Raw genomic sequence first — 19195 nt, 5'->3', positions numbered from 1 at the left:
AATGGCGCGAGCTGAGAACAAGGAAACGGCGAGTCCGACAGCACAGATGGTGGCCGATCTGGCCCGCGCGATGCGCGTGAAACGAGGCTGGACCCAGGAGGAGCTGGGCACCGAGATCGGCTACTCGGCGGCGGCCGTGAGTGCGATGGAGACGAACGCGCAGCCTGCGAGCGACGCGATGCTGGTCGCGCTGAATCGGGTGTTCGACGACAGCGCGGACTTCTTCGAGACGGCGCGGAAGTACGTTCGGATGGAGAAGTACCCGCAGCAGTTCCAGGGCTACGCGCTGCTGGAGCAGGACGCGGTGGGGCTGATGCTGTACGCAACACCCGTCGTACACGGCCTCTTCCAGACGGAGGCGTACGCACGGGCACTGATCGGGGGCGGATATCCGCCGCTCCCCGACCACCGGGTGGAAGAACTGGTCGAGGCGCGGATGGCACGCAAGGCGCTGTTCGACCGCGATCCGGTGGCGCTGATCGAACTGATCCTGGAGGAGACGGTGCTGACGCGTGACATCGGCAGCAAGGAGGTCATGCGGGAGCAGATGCGGTACCTGGCGGAATGCGCACGGCGTCGTAACGTCACGCTTCAGGTGCTGCCGCTGGACTGCGGACTAAGCGGCGAGCATGCGGGCGATCGGGGCGGCATGAACCTGGTGGAGACCCCGGACCACGACCACGTCGTCTACCTGGAGCCCCAGGACGAGAGCATGCTGATCAGGGAGGCCGCAAAGGTGAGTACGTACGCGCATCGATATGCGAAGATCCGAGCACAGGCCCTGGGTCCTCGTGAATCGCTGGGCCTCATCGAGCGGTTGGCAGGAGAACAGGAATGAGCAACACCCTGCGGTGGTTCAAGTCCAGCTACAGCAGCTCCAGCGGCGGCGAATGCATCGAAGTCGCCTTCGACTGGCACAAGTCCTCGTACAGCAGCTCAAGCGGCGGTGACTGCATCGAGGTAGCCACCTGCCCCCACGCCGTCCACGTCCGGGACTCCAAGGTCCCCGAAGGCCCCGCCTTCGAGGTCGCCCCCGACGCCTGGTCGACGTTCCTCACCTGGGCGGGCTGAGCACGCGCGTGGGGCCGGGCATGTACGCCCGGCCCCGCGTTGCTGTCCGCGTACCGGATCAGTCCTCGATACGGATGGCCCGGACGCCCGTACCCCTGTACCGCGAAGGGCTCCTCGTCAGGACAGGGCGACCCCTCGGCCACTCGATCGACGGCCGGGCCAGGTGCAGCGCATGCGCGCCGCTCCAGTCGCCGCGCGTCTCGCCCCTGAGCTGCTTTCCGACGGCTGCCGCGCCGGCGAAGTCCAGCTCCGTGATGTCGAGGGACGGCAACGCGCCCAGATGCTCGGCCACGCCCGCACGCTCGCTCTCGGCGACGGCGAGACACAGAGCTGGGATGTAGATCCGCAAGGCCGGGTCCTTCTCGGCCTCGACGACGAACCGGGACGTCATGCGGTTGCCCGCACCGAGGGCGAGCGCGGCGGAGTCGTCGAAGACGATCGCGCGCGGCAGTGGATACTGCTCCTCGCCCATTACTGGACCTCTCCGATGCGCCCGGCCAGGACATCCGCCCAGAGCTTGTCCCCGGCCTTCTCGTCCTCGTCCGTGTAGGGCCTGCCGAGGAAGTGCTCCTCGACGTACGCCTTGGTTTCCTCGCGCTGCCTGGCCAGTTCCTCCTTCGTCGGAGTCGCACCGGCCAGCTCGGTGAGCAGATCGCGCATGGTGATGCCACGGTCACGGGCGAGCTCTTGAAGGCGGTCACGGACGGCGGGGTCGACCTTGATCGTGGTGTCAGCCATGCGGTCAGTATACCTGCGGTATACCGTCTCAGGGCGTACGAGTGTGATGGTCACGGCGCTCCGTTTCTCATGGGCGGGCTCGACTGAGGCGACGCTAGCGCCACAGACAGTCACTTGCGCAATGGCCAGTGGCATAGTCCAAACGCGATCCAGGATTCGCGCCTCGCACACCAAAGCGCCCTTGACCTGCCCTTTCACCCGGGCGACGGCCCACGGCGCCGAACCAACGGCCGCCCTGCCCCCGTACGACAGTTCAGCCATTGGAGTGACGGAGGCATCCTCGTTGCGGTGTCGCGCCCTGGGCGGCGACCTCCAGCACTGAACCGGGCGAGGGGTGGGGGCACTGCCCCCGCCCCCACCAGCCGATATTCCTCGCTCACTGTCCGAGCCATGCCATACCCTGCGATCCGGGCCGCACCCCTCTCTCATCTCCGGGTGCCACGCGGCCCCTCTTACCGTGGGGGTAACAGACACTGTGCGTACGCGCAGAATTTCGACCGCGACAGCGCTCGCGGTCCTTTTCAGTTCAGTAGTGCTCGTCGGCGGAGCCGCCAATCCGGCCGCCGCCGACAGCAGCGCGATCCTGCCGGTCATGACGGCCGGGGACATCGTGGTGGACGGCGTCCACCAGAAGATCTTCATCAGCGACCCGTACAGCGGCAAGCTCGTCGCCACCGACTACGCGGGCCGGGTCCAGGCCACGCTGACCGGACTGCCGGGCGTGAACGGGCTCGCCCTGTCCGCCGATTCGGGGCAGTTGTACGCGGCCGTCCCGGGTGACGACTCCATCGTCTCCTTCGAGACGCAGACGGTCACACAGACCGCCCGCTACGCGACCGGAGAGGGAACCGATCCGGAGTCCCTCGCCCTCGCGGGCGGCAAGGTCTGGTTCGGGTACGGCGTCGAGGACAAGGGGAACCTCGGCTCGCTGGACCTGTCCGCGGCCGAGCCCGTCGTGACCCTGGGCCAGGACGACGCGTCCGGCTGGCGGGGAGCCCCGAAGCTCGCCACCACGCCGGGCGCTCCCAACACCCTGGCCGCCGGGGACGAGACCACGTCCTCGGGCCTGCTCGGGGTCTTCGACGTCGCCACCGGTTCGGCGGTCCGCACCGCCTTCATCACCGACTCGTACAGCCATACCAAGGACCTCGCGCTCACCCCGGACGGCAGCCACCTCGTCACGGCCGACGTGGCGAACCGCCACTTCATCCGGCAGACCACGGACCTCGCGGAGGTGGGGACGTACCCCACCGAGCACTACGCCAACGGCGTGGCCATCGCGTCCGACGGGACGGTCGCGGCGGGAAGTGACTCCTCGTACGCCCCGGACGTGCACGTCTTCAAGCCCGGCGCCTCGACCCCGGTCAGGCAGTACGACTTCCCCAACACCGGGACGAGCAGCGGCTCGGATCTCCTGGCCGACGGCGGCCTGGCCTGGGAGCCGAACGGCAGCCGGCTGTTCGCCGTGTCCAGCAACAGCCAGGGCCAGTTCTCGCTCCGCGTCCTGACCGAGCCCACCAAGTCGGCCACCACCGTCACGGTGAACGCCCCGTCGACGGCGGCCCGCGCCACGAAGCTCACCGTCACCGGCAAGGTCGCGTCGAACACGCCGTTCCCGGCCGGGGCCAGGATCGCGGTCACCCGTGTCGACATGGAGTCGCCGAACGGCACCGCGCCCAGCTCGGTGGCCCTGAAGGCGGACGGCACCTTCTCGTTCACCAACTCCCCGCCCTCCGGCGGCAAGGTGACGTACAAGGTGGTGTACGCCGGTGACGCCACGCACTCCGCGTCCTCCGGTTCCGACTCCGTCGCCGTCTCCCGGGCCAAGACCAGCCTCACGCTGAACCGGAACAAGTCGGTCTACTCGTACGGCAAGGACGTCACGTTCACGGCGCACCTCGGTACGACGTACAAGAACCGTGTCGTCGAGCTGTGGGTCGACCCGTTCGGTGCCGACAAGCCGAAGAAGCTGGTCCGTACGGCCAAGGTCAACTCCAGCGGCAACCTGTCCGTCGTCGTGGACATGAAGCGGGACACCGCCGTCACCGCCGTGTTCAGGGGTGACTCGCGCTACGCGCCGAAGTCCGTGAAGTCGACCGCGTACGCCAGGGTGAAGGTGTCGACCTCCATCACCAAGGAGTACAAGAACGCGAAGATCGGCACCAGGTCGTACGCGTTCTTCCACAAGACGACCAACCCGGTCTTCAGCACGGGCATGAGCTACTACAAGGGCCGCTCGCACCTGCTGTCCCTGCAGCTGTACTACAAGGGCACCTGGTACGACGTGGGCTCGGACTACTTCAAGCTCGGCACGAGCGGCAGGACCTACATCACGCTGACCGGCCCGCACGACACCGGTTACAAGATGCGTGTGCGCCCTTCGTACGTGAACGGGTACTCGGGCGACAGCGTGAACAGCACCACGCACGGCAGCTGGAAGTACTTCATCTTCACGAAGTGAGCTCAGCGGCCCGGAACGCCAGCCACAGGTCGTAGCGGGCGCTCGGGGTTCTGAGCAGTGAGCGCTGGAGCACCGCTTCGAGCCGGGTGAGCCGCTTGCGGGCACCCGGCACGGAGATGCCCAGCTCAGCCGCCGTGGGACCGAGGCGGCCCTCGCACGCGAGCCAGGTGCGCAGGGTCGCCTCTGTCGTACCGCCGGCCGGGGCCAGCGCCCGCAGTTGCTCCGCCGCCCATGTCTGGAGGGCAGGTCCGGCCAGGAGTTCGTCGAGGCCCGGGGCGTGCGCCGGAGACGTGTCGGCGGGTCCGTGCCGGGCCGGGGTCGCGCGGACCCGGAGGGCCAGGTCGAGTGCGGCCTGGTCGGCGATCCGGTCGAGATCGAGGCCGAGCAGGTCACCGATCAGCCGCAGCCGGGAGGTCAGCGTGTTGCGGTGGATCTTCAGGTGCTGGGTGGCACCGGAGGAGAACGCGAGCCAGGAGCCGAGGGTCGCCGCCAGTTCCTGGCTGCCGGGGTCCTGGGAACGCCTCGGCCGGTAGGCCAGCAGGGGGCCGAGCAGGGCGTCGGCCCACCGCGCGCCCGCGTCGCCGACGACCAGGGCGGGTTCCGGTGAGTGGCCGAAGCGGGAGTGGCGGCCGGGGAGTCCGCGGGCCACGGCGAGCGCGTGGAACGCCTGCCGGTATCCGGTCGCCGTGTCGGACAGGGGTATCTCCTCGCTGATTCCGACGACGCAGTCGTCCACGAGAGCGGCGAGGGCCAGGTCGAGTCCGTGGTCCCCCGCGGGCATCACGAGGATCAGATGACGTGCGTACACCGGGCACCGCACGATCCACGACCGGCCGCCCGACACGTCCGCGCAGACCCGCGCCACCTCGTCGCGGCGCCCGCCCGAGCACTCGACCACGCACACCTGCACCGGATCGGGGAGCCTCGGCCGCAGCGCGCCCGCCACCTGGTGCGCGATGGACAGCTGGCCGGTCATCAGGAGGTGCAGCACCGCTTCCCGCCCCCGCGACTCGGCGAGGTCGACGCGGCGGCGCTTGCGTTCGACGGTCTCGGACTCCCAGCACAGGGTCAGGGGCATGATCACGTCGGCCAGCAGCGTGGACAGGCCGGCGGGCAGGGGGCGGGGTGCGAGGACGGCGAGGGCGGGGACGGATGCGCCCGACGGTCCGTCGAGGGGAAACAGCAGCCCGGTGTACGTGTCCTTTTCGAACGAGTACGTGCGAGCGCTCCGGTCCTTCAGCACGCTGACGCCCTCGGCCGCCAGCGTTGCGGCCTCCCGGAGCACTTCCGGGAGCACCCGTGACTGCGGTGTGGCCACGGCGTGGAGCACGGTGCCTTCGGAGTCGAGGAGACCGGCCCAGCCCTCGGCGCGCATGGCGAGCCACCGCAGCAGCTCCGCCGTTCCGCCGATGCGGGCCAGGCGGTGCATGCGCAGTACGTTCTCGGCCCGCTCCGGCGCGTGCACCTTCTCCTCCGTTCAAGCCGCTGAAATCGGAGCGAAGCGTACCGGTCCGACTGTGCGAACTGATACCCCGCGCGTCCCACGTTGGGCGAAGTGAAGCTCCCCGTCGGCCACCCGGCGCCCTAGAGTCCGAACGTGTCCCGGCCTTCGGGGGAAGCCGGGCATGCAGGGGGCACCGGGGGGAGCGCGGCGGCAGCGGCCCACGGGGGTGGTCGCTGTCACCGGCTCCCGCCCGGTGGGCAGCAGGGTTTCGGGGGATTGTCAGTGGCGTCCCCTAGCGTCGGTACTCCGGTGACCGATGAGGAGAAGCCCCGCCATGGAGTTCCGCATTGAACGTGGTGCACTGACCGACGCCGTGGCCTGGGCGGCCCGGGTGCTGCCCACCCGGTCGCCCGTGCCCGTGCTCGGCGGACTCCTGCTCGCGGCGGAGGGCGGCCGACTGCGTATCTCCGGGCTCGACTTCGAGGCTTCGGCGTGCATCGACGTGGAGGCCGAGACGCTGCGGCCCGGCCGGGTGCTGGTGATGGGGCGCAGGCTGCTCGACATCTGCAAGGTGCTGCCCGAGGGCGCCGTGGAGTGTGCGGTGGAGGGCTCGCGCTTCGCGGTCACGGGGGACGGCGCCCGCTTCGGTCTCTCGGTGCTGCCGCTCGACGACTATCCGGCGCTGCCCACGCTGCCGCAGGTGCGCGGGGCGGTGGAGGCGGCCGAGTTCGCCGCGGCGGTCGCGCATGTGACGGTGGCGGCGGGGCGGGACGACACCCTGCCCGCGCTCACGGGAATCCGGCTCGGCCTGGACGGTTCGACGATGACGCTCGCGGCCACCGACCGCTACCGCTTCGCGGTGCGCACCCTGCCCTGGAAGGCGGCGACGCCCGAGGTCACCGCCGATGTGGTGGTGTCGGCCCGCAGACTGACCGAGATCGCGCGCTCGCTGGGCCGCTCCGGCCTCGTCAGCGTCGCGCTGGACTCCGGCTCCGCCGGCTTCGAGCACGCGGGGATGCGGACGACGGTGCGCCTGCTGGACGGGCGGCTGCCGCGCCACGACAAGCTGTTCGCGATGGCGGACCCTGCCCTCGCGGTGACGGACCGGGCGGGGCTCGTGGAGGCGGTCAAGCGGGTGTCGGTGGTGGCGGACGGGGACAGCCCGATCCAGCTGACCTTCTCGGCCGCGGACGCCACGGTGCTGCTCCAGGCGGGGTACGAGGACGATGTGGCCGCGCAGCTGCTGCCCGCCACGCTGGAGGGCGCCGACGGGATGACGGTGGCGTTCAACCCCTCGTACCTGCTGGACGCGCTGACCTCCTTCGAGGAGCCGGTGGTCCGGCTGCATCTACTGGGGCCCGGGCAGCGCGCGATGATCACGGGCGAGCCGTCGCGCGGTGACGCCACGCACCAGCACCTGCTGATGTCGGTGAAGCCGTCGCTGGTGTAGTCGCGGGTCCGGACGCCGAAGCGGGGGGCGCGTCCGGCCGGAGCCGGTCGCACCCCCCGTCCGGGTGGGGGTCGTTGGTCAGCAGCTCAGGTTCGAGCCGGGGGTGGTGCCGAGGATCTGGGTGAACGCGCGGTACTTGTCGATGCGGCTCTGGACCTGGGCGGGGTTGCCGCCGTTGCACTCCAGGCTGCCGTTGATCGAGCGGATCGTCTCGCCGAAGCCGCGGCTGTTGACCATGGCGTTGTGGGGCGTCATGGTGCCGGGGCCGTTCTGGGTGTTCCAGTACCAGAGACCGGTCTTCCAGGCGATGGAGGCGTTCTGCTCCACCTGCCACGGGTTGCCGAGCAGGTCGATGCCGAGCGCGTCACCCGCGGCCTTGTAGTTGAAGTTCCAGCTGAGCTGGATCGGGCCGCGGCCGTAGTAGGCGGCCTGGCCCGCCGGGCAGCCGTAGGGCTGGCTGGTGTCGCAGTAGTGGGGGTAGTTGGCCTGGTTCTGCTCCACGATGTGGACCAGTCCGCCGGTCTCGTGGCTGACGTTGGCGAGGAAAGCCGCCGCCTCCTGCTTCCTGACCGTGTCGCTGCCCGTGGTGGCGAAGCCCGGGTAGGCGCTCAGTGCCGCGGTCAGGCCGCTGTAGGTGTAGAAGGAGTTCCGGCTCGGGAACATCTGGTTGAACTGCGCCTCGCTGACGACGAATCCGGAGGGGTTCGGTACGCCCGGGTCCGTACCGCCGCAGCTGCCCTGGTCGGCCCAGACGTCGACCGTGCCGGGCCTCTCGTTCTGGGTCCACCACTTCGCGGACCAGTTGTGCCCGTTGTACGAGGCCGTCCCGCCGCCCCAGTAGACGGACGAGGCGTTCCAGGCCGGGGCGCAGGTGGCCGCCGCGGCCGTAGTGGCGGGGAGGATGACGATCGTCGCGATGACCGCGCCCAGCGCGGTGAGCAGACTCATGACGCGTCTGATCAAGGTGATCACTCCTTCGGTGCGGCGCTACGGCTGACCGTGCGCCGCCATGGGGGGTGACCGTCACTCAAGCGGAATGGTCTGTACCTGTCAAGGTCTAGACCAAGGTTGGCGAATCCCGGCAGCCACCGCGGCAGCCACCCCGACGAACAACGGGCGAACTTCAGTCGACGGGACATCCCCCCGACCCCCAACTCCCTTACCGCGCGCATACGGTGGCGCAAAATGATGGCCGCGCCAGGCGCACGCCTGTGCGCGTCGGGGGGAGTGCGAGAACGCCGTGGAGTGGTTCAGCGCCGAGAACATCGTGGCCGTGCTCACCGCCGTACTGGGTGTCCTGGCCTCCGCCGGCGTGCTCTGGTACGAGCGCCGGGTGCCCCGCCGCAAACACATCGGCTACCGGGTCCAGATGGACACCCCAATCGGCCGCGACGTCAGCGAGGGCCGGGCCAATGTGCGGCTCGGGCTCTTCAACGAGACGCCGGACATGGCCGATGCCACGCTCGTACTCCTGCGCGTGGAGAACGACGGCTCGCAGTCCATCGCCGACAGCGACTACACGGGTCGTGAACTGCACGGACTGACCGTCGAGTTCACCGGCCGGACCGTCCGCGGGATAGCGGTCACCCAGTCACCCGGCGCCGACCACCTGATGGAGCACTTCACCCCGGCCGGCGGGATGCGGCACAGCGGGACCCTCATCCGGCTGCCACGCGTACCGCTCAACCGCAACGAACACTTCAAGCTGCTCGTGGTGCTCACCGGAGGCCACGTGGGCAGCCCCATCACCATCACCGGCGGCATCCGGGACGGCGTGGTGGCCCCGAACAAGGCCGTGCGCCCCGACGAGAAGCCGCCGCTGTTCGGCCGGGCCGCGCGGCTGATCACCGTGACCCTGACCGTCTGCGTCGTCACGCTCGCCTCGATCATCCTCGTACGGGACGACAGCCCGCCGCCGATCGGCTGCGCGCAGGGCACGCTGACGGTGACCGGCTCCACCGCCTTCGCCCCGGTCGTACGCGAACTGGCCGACAAGTACGAGAAGGAGTGCGAGGGCTCCACCGTGAACGTGGACCCGCACGGCTCCAACGCCGGGATACGGCAACTCGCCGACAAGGGCGCCGAGTCCACGAAGTCCGGCTCACCCGCCCTCGTGGCCCTCTCCGACGGGCCGAAACCGGACGGCTACCCGCAGCTGCGCGAGACCCGTGTCGCGGTCTCGCTGTTCTCCCTCGTCGTCAACGACAAGGTGCCGGTACGCGACCTGTCCCTGGCCGACGTCCGGAAGATATACCGGGGCGAGATCCGCAACTGGAAGGCCCTGGGTGGCCCCGACCTGAAGGTCCTGCTGGTCAGCAGGGACGCCAACTCCGGCACCCGCGAGGTCTTCCAGCGGCGCGTACTCGGCCGCAACGAACCCGCCCAGTCCTCCCGCGACTGCGCCACCAAGGACGACCCGCAGGCATCGGTCACCCGCTGCGAACTCGACAGCACCGAGCAGGTCCTGTCCACGGTGGCCAAGCTCCCCGGAGCCATCGGCTACAGCGAACTGCGCTCCGGGACCGAGCTGACCGGACTGCACCAGCTCGCGATCGACGGCACCACCCCGTCCGTGGAGACGATCGGCAGCAGCACCTACCCGTACCGCGAGATCGAGTACGCGTACAGCTACGGCCAGCCGCCCGCGGACTCGCTGACCTCCAGCTTCCTCGGCTACCTCAGCCGGGGCAGCGGCCAGGACGTCATCCGGACCCACGGCCACCTGCCGTGCGCGACCCCGAAGGGCCTGCGGATCTGCGGCGAGGACTGAACGTCGAAGGGCCGGGGCCGCTGGAAACCTCCCAGCCGCCCCGGCCCTTCGACAGACTCCGCCTCTACAGGAAGGAGTTGATCTCGATCGTCTCGGTGCGGCCGGGGCCGACACCGATCGCCGAGATCGGCGCGCCCGACATCTCTTCGAGCGCCTTCACGTAGTCCTGCGCGTTCTTCGGCAGGTCGTCGAAGGTCTTCGCCTTCGTGATGTCCTCGGACCAGCCGGGCAGCATCTCGTAGATCGGCTTCGCGTGGTGGAAGTCGGTCTGGTTGTACGGGAGCTCCTCGACGCGCTTGCCGTCGATCTCGTACGCGACACACACCGGGATCTGCTCCCAGCCGGTCAGCACGTCCAGCTTCGTGAGGAAGAAGTCGGTGAGACCGTTGACCCGGGTCGCGTACCGCGCGATCGGGGCGTCGAACCAGCCGCAGCGACGGTCGCGGCCGGTGGTGACACCGCGCTCGCCACCGATGCGGCGCAGCGCCTCGCCGTCCTCGTCGAGCAGCTCCGTCGGGAACGGACCGGCGCCGACGCGCGTGGTGTACGCCTTGAGGATGCCGATGACGCGGCTGATCTTCGTCGGGCCCACGCCGGAACCGGTGCAGGCGCCGCCCGCGGTCGGGTTCGACGAGGTGACGAAGGGGTATGTGCCGTGGTCGACGTCGAGCAGCGTGCCCTGGCCACCCTCGAAGAGGACGACCTTGCCCTCGTCGATGGCGTTGTTCAGGATCAGCGTCGTGTCGGAGACGTACGGCTTGAGCCGGTCCGCGTAGGTGAGCAGCTCTTCGACGATCTTGCCGGACTCGATCGCGCGCCGGTTGTAGAGCTTGGCGAGGAGCTGGTTCTTGAATTCGAGGGCCGCTTCGACCTTCTGGACGAGGATCGACTCGTCGTAGAGGTCCTGGACCCGGATACCGACGCGGTTGATCTTGTCCGCGTACGTCGGTCCGATACCGCGACCGGTGGTACCGATCTTGCGGGAGCCGAGGAAGCGTTCCGTCACCTTGTCGACCGTGACGTTGTACGGGGTGATCAAATGAGCATTACCGCTGATCAGAAGCTTGGACGTGTCTACGCCTCGCTCGTTCAGACCGTTCAGCTCGGAGAACAGCACGGCCGGGTCGACCACGACGCCGTTACCGATGACCGGGGTACACCCCGGCGACAGGATCCCCGAGGGGAGGAGATGCAGTGCGTACTTCTGGTCGCCCACGACGACCGTGTGGCCGGCATTGTTGCCGCCCTGGTAACGCACCACATAGTCCACGGATCCACCGAGGAGGTCGGTGGCCTTCCCCTTGCCCTCGTCACCCCACTGAGCACCGAGCAGCACAAGTGCGGGCACAGGCGTACACCCCTTCCGGGCGGGGCATGTCCAAGGTCAGGGGGCGTACGTAAAGGTGTACCTGCCGCACGACGATGTACGGCAAAGCCTGAGCCGTCGAACCGGGTGCCCCGGAATAGACGAAGCCCCTGGCGCAATAGCGCAAGGGGCTCTTGCACCAAGATGCTACCCGAGGAAGGACCGAGGTGTCGGCTGCAGAGCCCCCCGGCGACGGCGACCACCAGCTTCTGGTGCTCATCGACCCGGTTGCCCGCCGGACCGACGGCGAGTCCGTCCGTATCGCAAAGGATGTGCTGAGCGCCGGCTCGCACGCCAAGATCTGCCTTCCGGACACCCCCGAGGAGTTCCTCCGGGCCCTGTCCAGGCGGGGCGGGAGGCGGCCGGTGGTCGTCGGCGACGACCGGTCGCTGCTGCGCGCAGTGGCCCATCTCCACCGGGAGCGCGAGCTGTCCGACGGCGCCCTCTCCCTGGTCCCGGTCGGCGCCGCCCACACCCTGGAACTCGCCCATGCCCTCGGCGTGCCACGGGGCGCGGTGGCCGCGGCCCGTTCGGCGCTGGACGGCACGGGCCGCAGGCTGGACCTGCTGGTCGACGACAGTGACGGCGTCGTCCTCGGCACGCTGCGCATCCCCGCCCTGCCCCCGTCCTCCGGCACCCCGCACACGGGCGTCACGGCGGTCTGGGACACCTGCCGCTCGCTGGTGGCGTCCCTGGTCCGCCCGGCACCGTCCGGCGCCCACACGCCACCGCGCACGCACCGTCTGCGGGTGGAGGCGGACGGCGTGCTGCTCAACGACCTGGACCGCCCCGTCGAGGGCGTATCGGTGACCGCGCAGGGCGACGGCGGCCTGGTCGACGTGGTGATCCACACCGCACCGGGCCGTACGGAGTCCAGGGAGGCCAAGGCCGTCACGGTCTCCGGCGCGGACTTCCGCTACCGGGCCGACATAAACGTCACCGGCCCGGTCCGCACCCGGACGTGGACGGTGCGGGCGGGAGCGTGGTCGTTGATACTTCCGGCGGTGGTCGGCTGATCCGGCCCAGGGGGGAACGTGTCACACATGTCCGAGCCGGAGGCAGATCCTGCCGCGCCGGCGGCCGCGAGCGCGCTCGATCTGCCGGAGACGGCGGAGGCACTGCGACGCTACCGGCGGCGGGCCGGCCGCTGGGCCGACACGGGAACGGCGCTGCTGGCCGCCACGGCCTGTACGACTCCGAGCTGCGGGACACCGCCGCCCACGACGTCGTCGGCGCCCTCGGGATCGGCGGTCTCGCGCTCGTCCTGACGGGATTCACGGGCGGCGCCGTCCGGCACATCCAGCGGAGGCAGGGGGAGTCCGAGCTGCCGTTCGGGCTGTGAGAGCCCGTCAGTCCGCCTTGCCGCCCGGGGACGCGCGGTGGGCGCGCCAGCGGTCCATCATCCCGGCGAGCTCCGACTGTACGAACTCGAAGAACTCGGCCGTCTCGGCGAGGCGGACTCCGGCCGGGGTGTCCTCGCCCAGGGTGCGGGCGCCCTCCTTGAGGGTCTCCTCCCAGCGGGTGAGCACGCGGTCCCGGCTCGCGAAGGTGGTGTACCAGATCTCGCTGTGCAGGCGGTAGCGGTCGCGGCGGGAGCCCGGTTCGCGTTCCCTGCTGACCATGCTGACCTGGGTCAGATAGCTGACGGCGCCGGAGACGGCGGCGGGGCTGATCTGGAGCGCGAGGGCGAGCTCGGCCGAGGTCATCGAGCCGTCGTCGTCCGCGAGGAGGGCCGCGAAGACGCGGGAGGCCATGCGCTGCATGCCCGCCTCGGTCATGTCGGCCGCGAACCGCTCGACGAACCGCGACACGGCCTCGTCGTTGCGCGCGTCCACGCCGATCTCGCTGTTCTCACCGGTTTCGCTCGTCATCATGCACTGGATTTTACACGTTTCTTTAACTTCACAAATTTATGAAACTAGCGTACGTTGTGAAACATGACGAAGGCGATCACCGTAGCCGGACTGCACAAGTCGTTCGGGCGGACACATGCGCTGGACGGCCTCGACCTGGGTGTCGAGACCGGTGAGGTCCATGGCTTCCTCGGGCCCAACGGCGCCGGGAAGTCGACGACCATCCGGGTCCTGCTGGGACTGCTGCGGGGCGACTCGGGCTCCGCCCAGATCCTCGGCAGGGACCCCTGGGACGACGCGGTGGAGGTGCACCGCCGCATCGCGTACGTCCCCGGCGACGTCACCCTGTGGCGCAACCTCTCGGGCGGCGAGGTCATCGACCTCTACGGCCGGCTGCGCGGCGGCGGGCTCGACAAGCAGCGGCGCGCCCGGCTCATAGAACGGTTCGAACTGGACCCCACGAAGAAGGGCCGCACCTACTCCAAGGGCAACCGCCAGAAGGTCGCCCTCGTCGCCGCACTCGCCGCCGACGTCGACCTGCTGATCCTCGACGAGCCGACCTCCGGGCTCGACCCGCTCATGGAAGAGGTCTTCACGGACTGCGTGCGGGAGGCGGCCCGCGAGCGCGGGCAGACGGTGCTGCTCTCCTCGCACATCCTGAGCGAGATCGAGACCCTCTGCGACCGGGTCAGCATCATCCGCAAGGGCGTCACCGTCGAGACGGGTTCCCTCGCGGACCTGCGGCACCTGACCCGTACCAGCATCACCGCCGAACTGGCAGCCTCGCCCAACGGGATCGCCGACCTGCCCGGCGTCCACGACCTGGACGTACAGGGCAGGCGCGTCCGGCTCCAGGTCGACACGGACAAGCTCGACGCCGTGCTGCGCTCGCTCACCACCTCGGGCGTGCGCTCGCTGACCAGCACCCCGCCCACCCTGGAGGAGCTGTTCCTCCGCCACTACCAGGACACCGACTCCACAGCCGCGGAAGAGGTGATCGCGCGATGACCGCGGACCTCGCGGTACGGAGCCCCGGCGGCGCGGGCCGACCCACCGGCCGACCCGCCGGCCAACTCACCGGCACGAAGCCACTGTTCAGGCTGGCCATGCGCCGGGACCGCGTCATGCTCCCGGTCTGGGTCCTCGTACTGACCCTGATGGTCGTCAGCGGCGGCTCGTCCATCGAGACGCTGTACGACACCCCGGCCGACCGTGCCGAGGCAGCCCGGTCCATGACTGCCAACAGTTCGCTGCGCGCCATGTACGGACCGGTCTTCGACGACTCAGTCGGCGCACTGGTGGCCTGGCGGTTCGGAGTCTTCGCCGCCACGCTGGCCGCCGTGATGAGCCTGATCATCGTCACCCGGCACACCCGGGAGGAAGAGGAGACGGGTCGTCAGGAGATGCTCTCCTCCGCCATGGTGGGGCGACGCGCCCCGCTGACCTCGGCCTTGTGCACCGCCCTCGTCGCCAACGGACTGGTCGCCCTGCTCATCACGGGCGGCCTCGCGGGCCAGGGCGGCACCGGAGCTCTGGCACTCGGGCTCGCGGTCGGCGCGACCGGCATGGTCTTCGCCACCATGGCGGCGATCGTCGCGCAGCTCACCGAGAGCGCACGGCTCGCCAAGGGAATGACGGGCGGCGTGGTCGGCCTCGCCTTCCTGCTGCGAGCGGCAGGAGACTCCGGCACCAACGACGGATCGTCGCTCCTGACCTGGCTCTCACCGATCGGCTGGGCCGAGAACATGCGGCCCTACGCGGGCGAACGCTGGTGGGTGCTGCTGCTCGCCGTCGCGGCGATCGCGGGCCAGGGTGCGGCGGCGTACACCCTGGCAGGACGGCGCGACATGGGCATGGGCTTCCTGCCGGCCCGCCCGGGACCGGCCGAGGGCCGGCTCGCCACGGCGGGCGGTCTGGCCTGGCGGTTGCAGCGCGGCACCCTGTTCGGCTGGACCGTGGGCTTCGCCGTAGCGGGCGTCGTCTTCGGCGGCATGGCCGAAGGCGCGGCCGACCTGGTCGGCGACAACGAGCAGGCCAAGGAGATCTTCGCGCGGATGGGCGGCCAGGAGGCCATGACCCAGGCGTTCCTGGCCGCGATGGTCGGCATGCTGGGGATGATGGCCGCGCTGTACGCGGTGGCCTCTGTCCTCCGCCTCCACAGCGAGGAGACCTCGCAGCGCGCCGAACCACTCCTGGCGAACCGGCTGGGCCGACTGCGCTGGGCGGCCGGTCACCTGGTGATCGCCTTCGGCGGCGCGGTCGTCGTCATGCTGGCGGGCGGCCTCGGACTGGCCGTCGGATACGGCCAGGAATTCGGCGCGGTGCTCGGCGCGGCCCTGGTCCAGCTACCCGCGATCTGGCTCCTCGGCGGACTGGCGGTGCTGCTGTACGGGGCCTTTCCCAAGGCGGCACCCGCGGCCTGGGGTGTGGTCGGTGCCTGCCTGCTGATCGGCTGGATCGGCCCGGCGCTCGACCTGCCCGGCTCGGTGATGAACCTGTCCCCGTTCGGCCACCTGCCGAAGCTGCCGGGGACGGAGATGGCGTGGACCCCGGTGCTGCTGATGACGGTGGGGGCGGCGGCCCTGATAGCCGCCGGTCTGACGGCTCTGCGCCGCCGGGACGTCCTGACCTGAGATGAGTCGAGAGCCGGGGAGTCGAGAGCCGGGGTCCGGACCCCGGCCCCCGACTCCCCGGACCCCCGCCCTCACAGCTCCACGTTCAGTTCCTTCAGCCCCCGGATCACATAGCCCGGATGCCACTCCGGCTCTGCGACCAGCCGCATGTCCGGCGCCTTGCGCAACAACTCGCCGAACGAGGCGGCCAGTTCGATACGGGCCAGCGGGGCCCCCAGGCAGTAGTGGATACCCGCTCCGAACGTGATGTGCGGGTTGTCCGGCCGGGACAGGTCCAGCGTGCCGGGGTCGGCGAACCGCTCCGGGTCCCGGTTGGCCGAGCCGAAGAGAAGGGCCACCTCCGAACCACGCGGAATGACCGTGCCGGCGATCTCGATGTCGTCGAGCACCCAGCGCTCGAACATCTGCAACGGAGTGTCGTACCGCAGCAGTTCCTCCACGGCGGTGGGCAGCAGACCGTGATCTCCGCGCAGGGCCGCCAACTGCTCCGGGTGCCGGAAGAGCGTCCACCAGCCGTTGACCGTGGTGTTGACGGTCGCCTCGTGCCCCGCGTTCAGCAGCAGCACACACGTGGAGATCATCTCCTGCTCGCTGAGCCGCTCCCCCTCGTCGTGGGCGGCGATGAGCGCGGAGATCAGGTCCGTCCCGGGGTCGCTGCGGCGCTCCGCGATCAGCCCCCGCAGATACGCGGAGAAGTCCACCGAAGCCCGGACGGCCTCCCGGGCCGTCTCCTCCGACGGGTTCAGCTCGAACATCCCGCAGATCGCCGAGGACCACGGCCGCAGCAGCGCCCGGTCGGCCTCCGGCACCCCGAGCATCTCGGCGATGACGGCCACGGGCAGCGGCTCGGCGACCTCTGCCAGCAGGTCGCCGCCGCCCGAGGCGACGAACGCGTCGACCAGCTCGGCCGCCAGCCGCTCCACCGTGGGCGCGAGCCGCTCGACCGTACGCGGGGTGAACGCCTTGGAGACCAGCCGCCGGATGCGCGTGTGGTCGGGGGCCTCCAGATCGAGCAGCCCCTGCCCGTTGAGCGTGTGGAAGGGCTCGTGGGCGGCCGGCGGCGGGGTGAGCCCGAACTCCTCGTGGGTGAACCGGTGAAGATATGTCCGGCCGAGACGCCGGTCGCGCAGCAGGCCGGACACATCGGAGTAGTGCGGGATAAGCCACTGCCGGGTCGGCTCGAAGTAGTGCGCCCGGCCTGCGGCGCGCAGCGCGGTGTAGGCGGGATACGGATCGGCGACGAACGCGGGCGACCAGGGGTCGAAGGACACGTACATGAGGCGACGCTACAGCCCGCTGACCACGGGGGCCCCTGGACGGCCCCCGGCCCCGGGCCCCGCCCCCAAGCGGTGGGCGGCACCGCCCACCAACCCCTACCCCGGCGTCACCAGTCGCGCCTCGTACGCGAACACCGCCGCCTGCGTACGGTCACGCAGCCCCAGCTTCACCAGGATGCGGCTGACGTGCGTCTTGATGGTGGACTCGGCGACCACCAGCCGCGAGGCGATCTCCGCGTTCGACAGTCCTTGCGCGATCAGCACGAGCACCTCCGTCTCCCGCTCCGTGAGATCGCCGATCCTGGCGAGCGCGGGAGGCCGCGGCGCTTCGGCGAGCTTCGAGAACTCCGTGATCAGCCGCCGTGTGACCGTCGGCGCGAGCAGCGCCTCGCCGGACGCCACCACCCGTACACCGTCAGCGAGCTGACGGGCCGACGCGTCCTTCAGCAGGAAGCCCGAGGCCCCCGCGCGCAGCGCCTGGTACACGTACTCGTCGAGGTCGAACGTGGTCAGGACGAGGACCTTGGCGTCCGCGTCGGCGGCGACGATCTCGCGGGTGGCCTCGATGCCGTTGAGTTCCGGCATCCGGATGTCCATCAGCACCACGTCGGGCCGCAGGGCGGCGACCTGCGAGACGGCCTGCCGACCGTCGACGGCCTCGCCCACGACCTCGATGCCGGGCATCGCGTTGAGCAGCACCGAGAAGCCCTCGCGAACCATCATCTGGTCGTCGACGATCAGCACCCTGATGTTGTTCATACGGCCCCGCCCGGGGTCGCCCCGCCCGGCATCGTGTCGTCCGGTGCCTGCTCGCGGACCATCTGTACGGGGATGAAGGCGGTGATCTCGTACCCACCGTCCGCCGTGGTCTGCGCGGTCATCTCCCCGTCCAGCATGGCCACCCGCTCCCGCATCCCCGTGATGCCGTGCCCGGCCCCCGGCGACGGCTTGACGAGACCGGTGGGCGGCCCGTTCACGACACGCAGCCCGAGACCGCCGAGCACATAGCCGATCTCCACCTTCGCCGCGGCGCCCGGCGCGTGCCGCAGCGTGTTGCTCAGGGCTTCCTGGATGATCCGGTACGCCGACAGCTCGACGCCCTGCGGCAGCTCGCGTACCGCACCGGTGACCGTCTTCTCCGTCTCGAGGCCCGCGTCCCCCACATTGGCGAGCAGCCGGTCGAGCTCGGCGAGCGTGGGCTGCGGGGCGTCCGGGGCCTCGTAGTCCTCGGCCCGTACGACACCGAGGACCCGGCGGAGCTCGGTGAGCGCGGCGACGGCGTTCTCGCGGATGGTGAGGAAGGCCTGCTCCAGCTCGGGCGGCGGGTTCTCCACCCGGTACGGGGCGGCCTCCGCCTGGATCGCCACGACCGACATGTGGTGGGCGACGACGTCGTGCAGCTCACGGGCGATGGTCGTGCGCTCCTCCAGGAGCGTGCGCCGGTCGCGCTCGACGGCGGTCACGGTGCGCTGCACGGTCACCTCGCGCTGAGCCTCCCGCCGCACCTGGACCATGGCGACGACGAGCAGGGCGAACGCGGAGGTGACGCCCATGCCCGCGATGGTGGAGGAGTACCCGCTGCCGAATTTGTCCAGGAGGGACCCCACGAACATGGTGAGGACCCACATCCACGCGGCGGTACGCGCCCGGGTACGTGCCGCGACAACGACCAGAACGCCCAGGTGGCAGAGGAACATGCTCGGTCCCCACGGCCAGTCCCCGCTGCCCGCGACCGCGGCCACCGGGGTCAGCACGATCGACGCCCAGAACGCGCCGACGGGCCTGACCAGCGACATCAGGAGCGGAATGGCCGGCAGCAGCCCGCTGACGACGGCCGCGATCCCGTAGACACCGTGGGAGTCCGCCATGACAAGGCCCATGATCGCCGTGAACAGGGCCAGCGCGCCGACCACCGCGTGCGGAAACCAGACGGCTCGCGCCCGCAGCCGCTTGGGCAGCCGCCGGATCACCGGTCCGCCGGTCCCCAGCGGGTCCAGCGGACGGTAGGCGAGCACATTCTGGAAGAGATCCTGCCGCAGGCCGCCTATCGCATCTGCGGCCAGCCGGAACTCGGGGCTTCGGGTCTTGGTCTCGGTCACGCTCTCACGGTAGGCGGCGCGGCGAGCGGGGTC

At 70.2% G+C, this 19195-nt stretch carries 18 protein-coding genes; 9 read left to right on the top strand and 9 right to left on the bottom strand.

Annotated features, from left to right (window positions below):
• The first annotated feature begins 1 nt into the window (after position 1).
• Positions 2–838 carry a helix-turn-helix domain-containing protein gene (locus tag ACWGO0_RS00805; RefSeq protein ID WP_453525879.1) on the top strand — a complete coding sequence of 279 codons (837 nt, stop codon included), beginning with the start codon at positions 2–4 and terminating at the stop codon, positions 836–838.
• Positions 835–1071: a DUF397 domain-containing protein gene (locus ACWGO0_RS00800; protein WP_453525876.1), complete on the top strand. Its 237-nt coding sequence runs from the start codon at positions 835–837 to the stop codon at positions 1069–1071. The genes ACWGO0_RS00805 and ACWGO0_RS00800 overlap by 4 nt, the downstream gene beginning before the upstream one ends.
• Positions 1072–1129: 58 nt before the next feature.
• Here the strand turns inward: ACWGO0_RS00800 and ACWGO0_RS00795 are convergent, their stop codons facing one another.
• A complete protein-coding gene (locus ACWGO0_RS00795) occupies positions 1130–1543 on the bottom strand; it encodes a hypothetical protein (RefSeq protein WP_453525873.1) in 414 nt (137 codons plus the stop codon).
• The gene (locus ACWGO0_RS00790; protein WP_382726494.1) at positions 1543–1809 is read right to left on the bottom strand and encodes a hypothetical protein; all 267 of its coding nucleotides are present in this window, start codon (positions 1807–1809) and stop codon (positions 1543–1545) included. Before ACWGO0_RS00790 ends, ACWGO0_RS00795 begins: the two co-directional genes overlap by 1 nt.
• 475 nt (positions 1810–2284) lie before the next feature.
• Here ACWGO0_RS00790 and ACWGO0_RS00785 point away from each other — a divergent pair, with 475 nt between their 5' ends.
• Entirely contained in the window at positions 2285–4270 is a 1986-nt protein-coding gene (locus ACWGO0_RS00785) for an Ig-like domain repeat protein (RefSeq protein WP_453525870.1), read from the top strand.
• On the opposite strand, the gene ACWGO0_RS00780 is transcribed toward ACWGO0_RS00785, so the two are convergent.
• Positions 4260–5699: a helix-turn-helix domain-containing protein gene (locus ACWGO0_RS00780; protein WP_453526382.1), complete on the bottom strand. Its 1440-nt coding sequence runs from the start codon at positions 5697–5699 to the stop codon at positions 4260–4262. The two genes, ACWGO0_RS00785 and ACWGO0_RS00780, sit on opposite strands and share 11 nt — an antisense overlap.
• Before the next feature lie 349 nt (positions 5700–6048).
• On the opposite strand from ACWGO0_RS00780, the gene dnaN reads away from it, so the two are divergent.
• Positions 6049–7164 (top strand): DNA polymerase III subunit beta, encoded by a 1116-nt coding sequence (gene dnaN / locus ACWGO0_RS00775; RefSeq protein WP_453525867.1) that lies wholly within the window; start codon positions 6049–6051, stop codon positions 7162–7164.
• A 78-nt stretch (positions 7165–7242) separates the two neighbouring features.
• On the opposite strand, the gene ACWGO0_RS00770 is transcribed toward dnaN, so the two are convergent.
• The gene (locus tag ACWGO0_RS00770) at positions 7243–8127 is read right to left on the bottom strand and encodes a glycoside hydrolase family 19 protein (RefSeq protein ID WP_453525864.1); all 885 of its coding nucleotides are present in this window, start codon (positions 8125–8127) and stop codon (positions 7243–7245) included.
• A gap of 277 nt (positions 8128–8404) precedes the next feature.
• Between ACWGO0_RS00770 and ACWGO0_RS00765 the strand changes: the two genes are divergently transcribed.
• Positions 8405–9934, top strand: coding sequence for a substrate-binding domain-containing protein (locus ACWGO0_RS00765; protein WP_453525861.1), 1530 nt, complete (start codon positions 8405–8407; stop codon positions 9932–9934).
• A 64-nt stretch (positions 9935–9998) separates the two neighbouring features.
• On the opposite strand, the gene ACWGO0_RS00760 is transcribed toward ACWGO0_RS00765, so the two are convergent.
• Complete coding sequence (locus ACWGO0_RS00760) at positions 9999–11282, bottom strand: adenylosuccinate synthase (protein ID WP_453525858.1); 1284 nt, start codon at positions 11280–11282, stop codon at positions 9999–10001.
• A gap of 185 nt (positions 11283–11467) precedes the next feature.
• Here ACWGO0_RS00760 and ACWGO0_RS00755 point away from each other — a divergent pair, with 185 nt between their 5' ends.
• A complete protein-coding gene (locus ACWGO0_RS00755) occupies positions 11468–12316 on the top strand; it encodes a diacylglycerol kinase (protein ID WP_453525855.1) in 849 nt (282 codons plus the stop codon).
• 27 nt (positions 12317–12343) lie between these two features.
• Positions 12344–12568, top strand: a complete 225-nt coding sequence (locus ACWGO0_RS00750) for a hypothetical protein (RefSeq protein WP_453525852.1) — start codon at positions 12344–12346, stop codon at positions 12566–12568.
• An 81-nt stretch (positions 12569–12649) separates the two neighbouring features.
• Here the strand turns inward: ACWGO0_RS00750 and ACWGO0_RS00745 are convergent, their stop codons facing one another.
• Positions 12650–13171, bottom strand: a complete 522-nt coding sequence (locus ACWGO0_RS00745; protein ID WP_453526379.1) for a GbsR/MarR family transcriptional regulator — start codon at positions 13169–13171, stop codon at positions 12650–12652.
• Positions 13172–13237: 66 nt separating this feature from the next.
• Between ACWGO0_RS00745 and ACWGO0_RS00740 the strand changes: the two genes are divergently transcribed.
• A complete protein-coding gene (locus ACWGO0_RS00740; protein ID WP_453525849.1) occupies positions 13238–14161 on the top strand; it encodes an ABC transporter ATP-binding protein in 924 nt (307 codons plus the stop codon).
• Positions 14158–15786 carry an ABC transporter permease gene (locus ACWGO0_RS00735; protein WP_453525846.1) on the top strand — a complete coding sequence of 543 codons (1629 nt, stop codon included), beginning with the start codon at positions 14158–14160 and terminating at the stop codon, positions 15784–15786. Before ACWGO0_RS00740 ends, ACWGO0_RS00735 begins: the two co-directional genes overlap by 4 nt.
• A 71-nt stretch (positions 15787–15857) precedes the next feature.
• Here the strand turns inward: ACWGO0_RS00735 and ACWGO0_RS00730 are convergent, their stop codons facing one another.
• The 3 genes from ACWGO0_RS00730 to ACWGO0_RS00720 all read right to left on the bottom strand — a co-directional run bounded on the left by ACWGO0_RS00730 (position 15858) and on the right by ACWGO0_RS00720 (position 19162).
• Positions 15858–17063: a cytochrome P450 gene (locus ACWGO0_RS00730; protein WP_453525844.1), complete on the bottom strand. Its 1206-nt coding sequence runs from the start codon at positions 17061–17063 to the stop codon at positions 15858–15860.
• 96 nt (positions 17064–17159) lie between these two features.
• Positions 17160–17822, bottom strand: a complete 663-nt coding sequence (locus ACWGO0_RS00725; RefSeq protein ID WP_453525842.1) for a response regulator — start codon at positions 17820–17822, stop codon at positions 17160–17162.
• On the bottom strand, positions 17819–19162 hold the full coding sequence (locus ACWGO0_RS00720; protein ID WP_453525839.1) for a sensor histidine kinase: 1344 nt from the start codon (positions 19160–19162) through the stop codon (positions 17819–17821). Before ACWGO0_RS00720 ends, ACWGO0_RS00725 begins: the two co-directional genes overlap by 4 nt.
• Positions 19163–19195: the final 33 nt, after the last annotated feature.

This window comes from Streptomyces sp. NPDC055749, from assembly GCF_053617235.1.
This window is presented reverse-complemented; position numbering and strand designations above follow the sequence as displayed.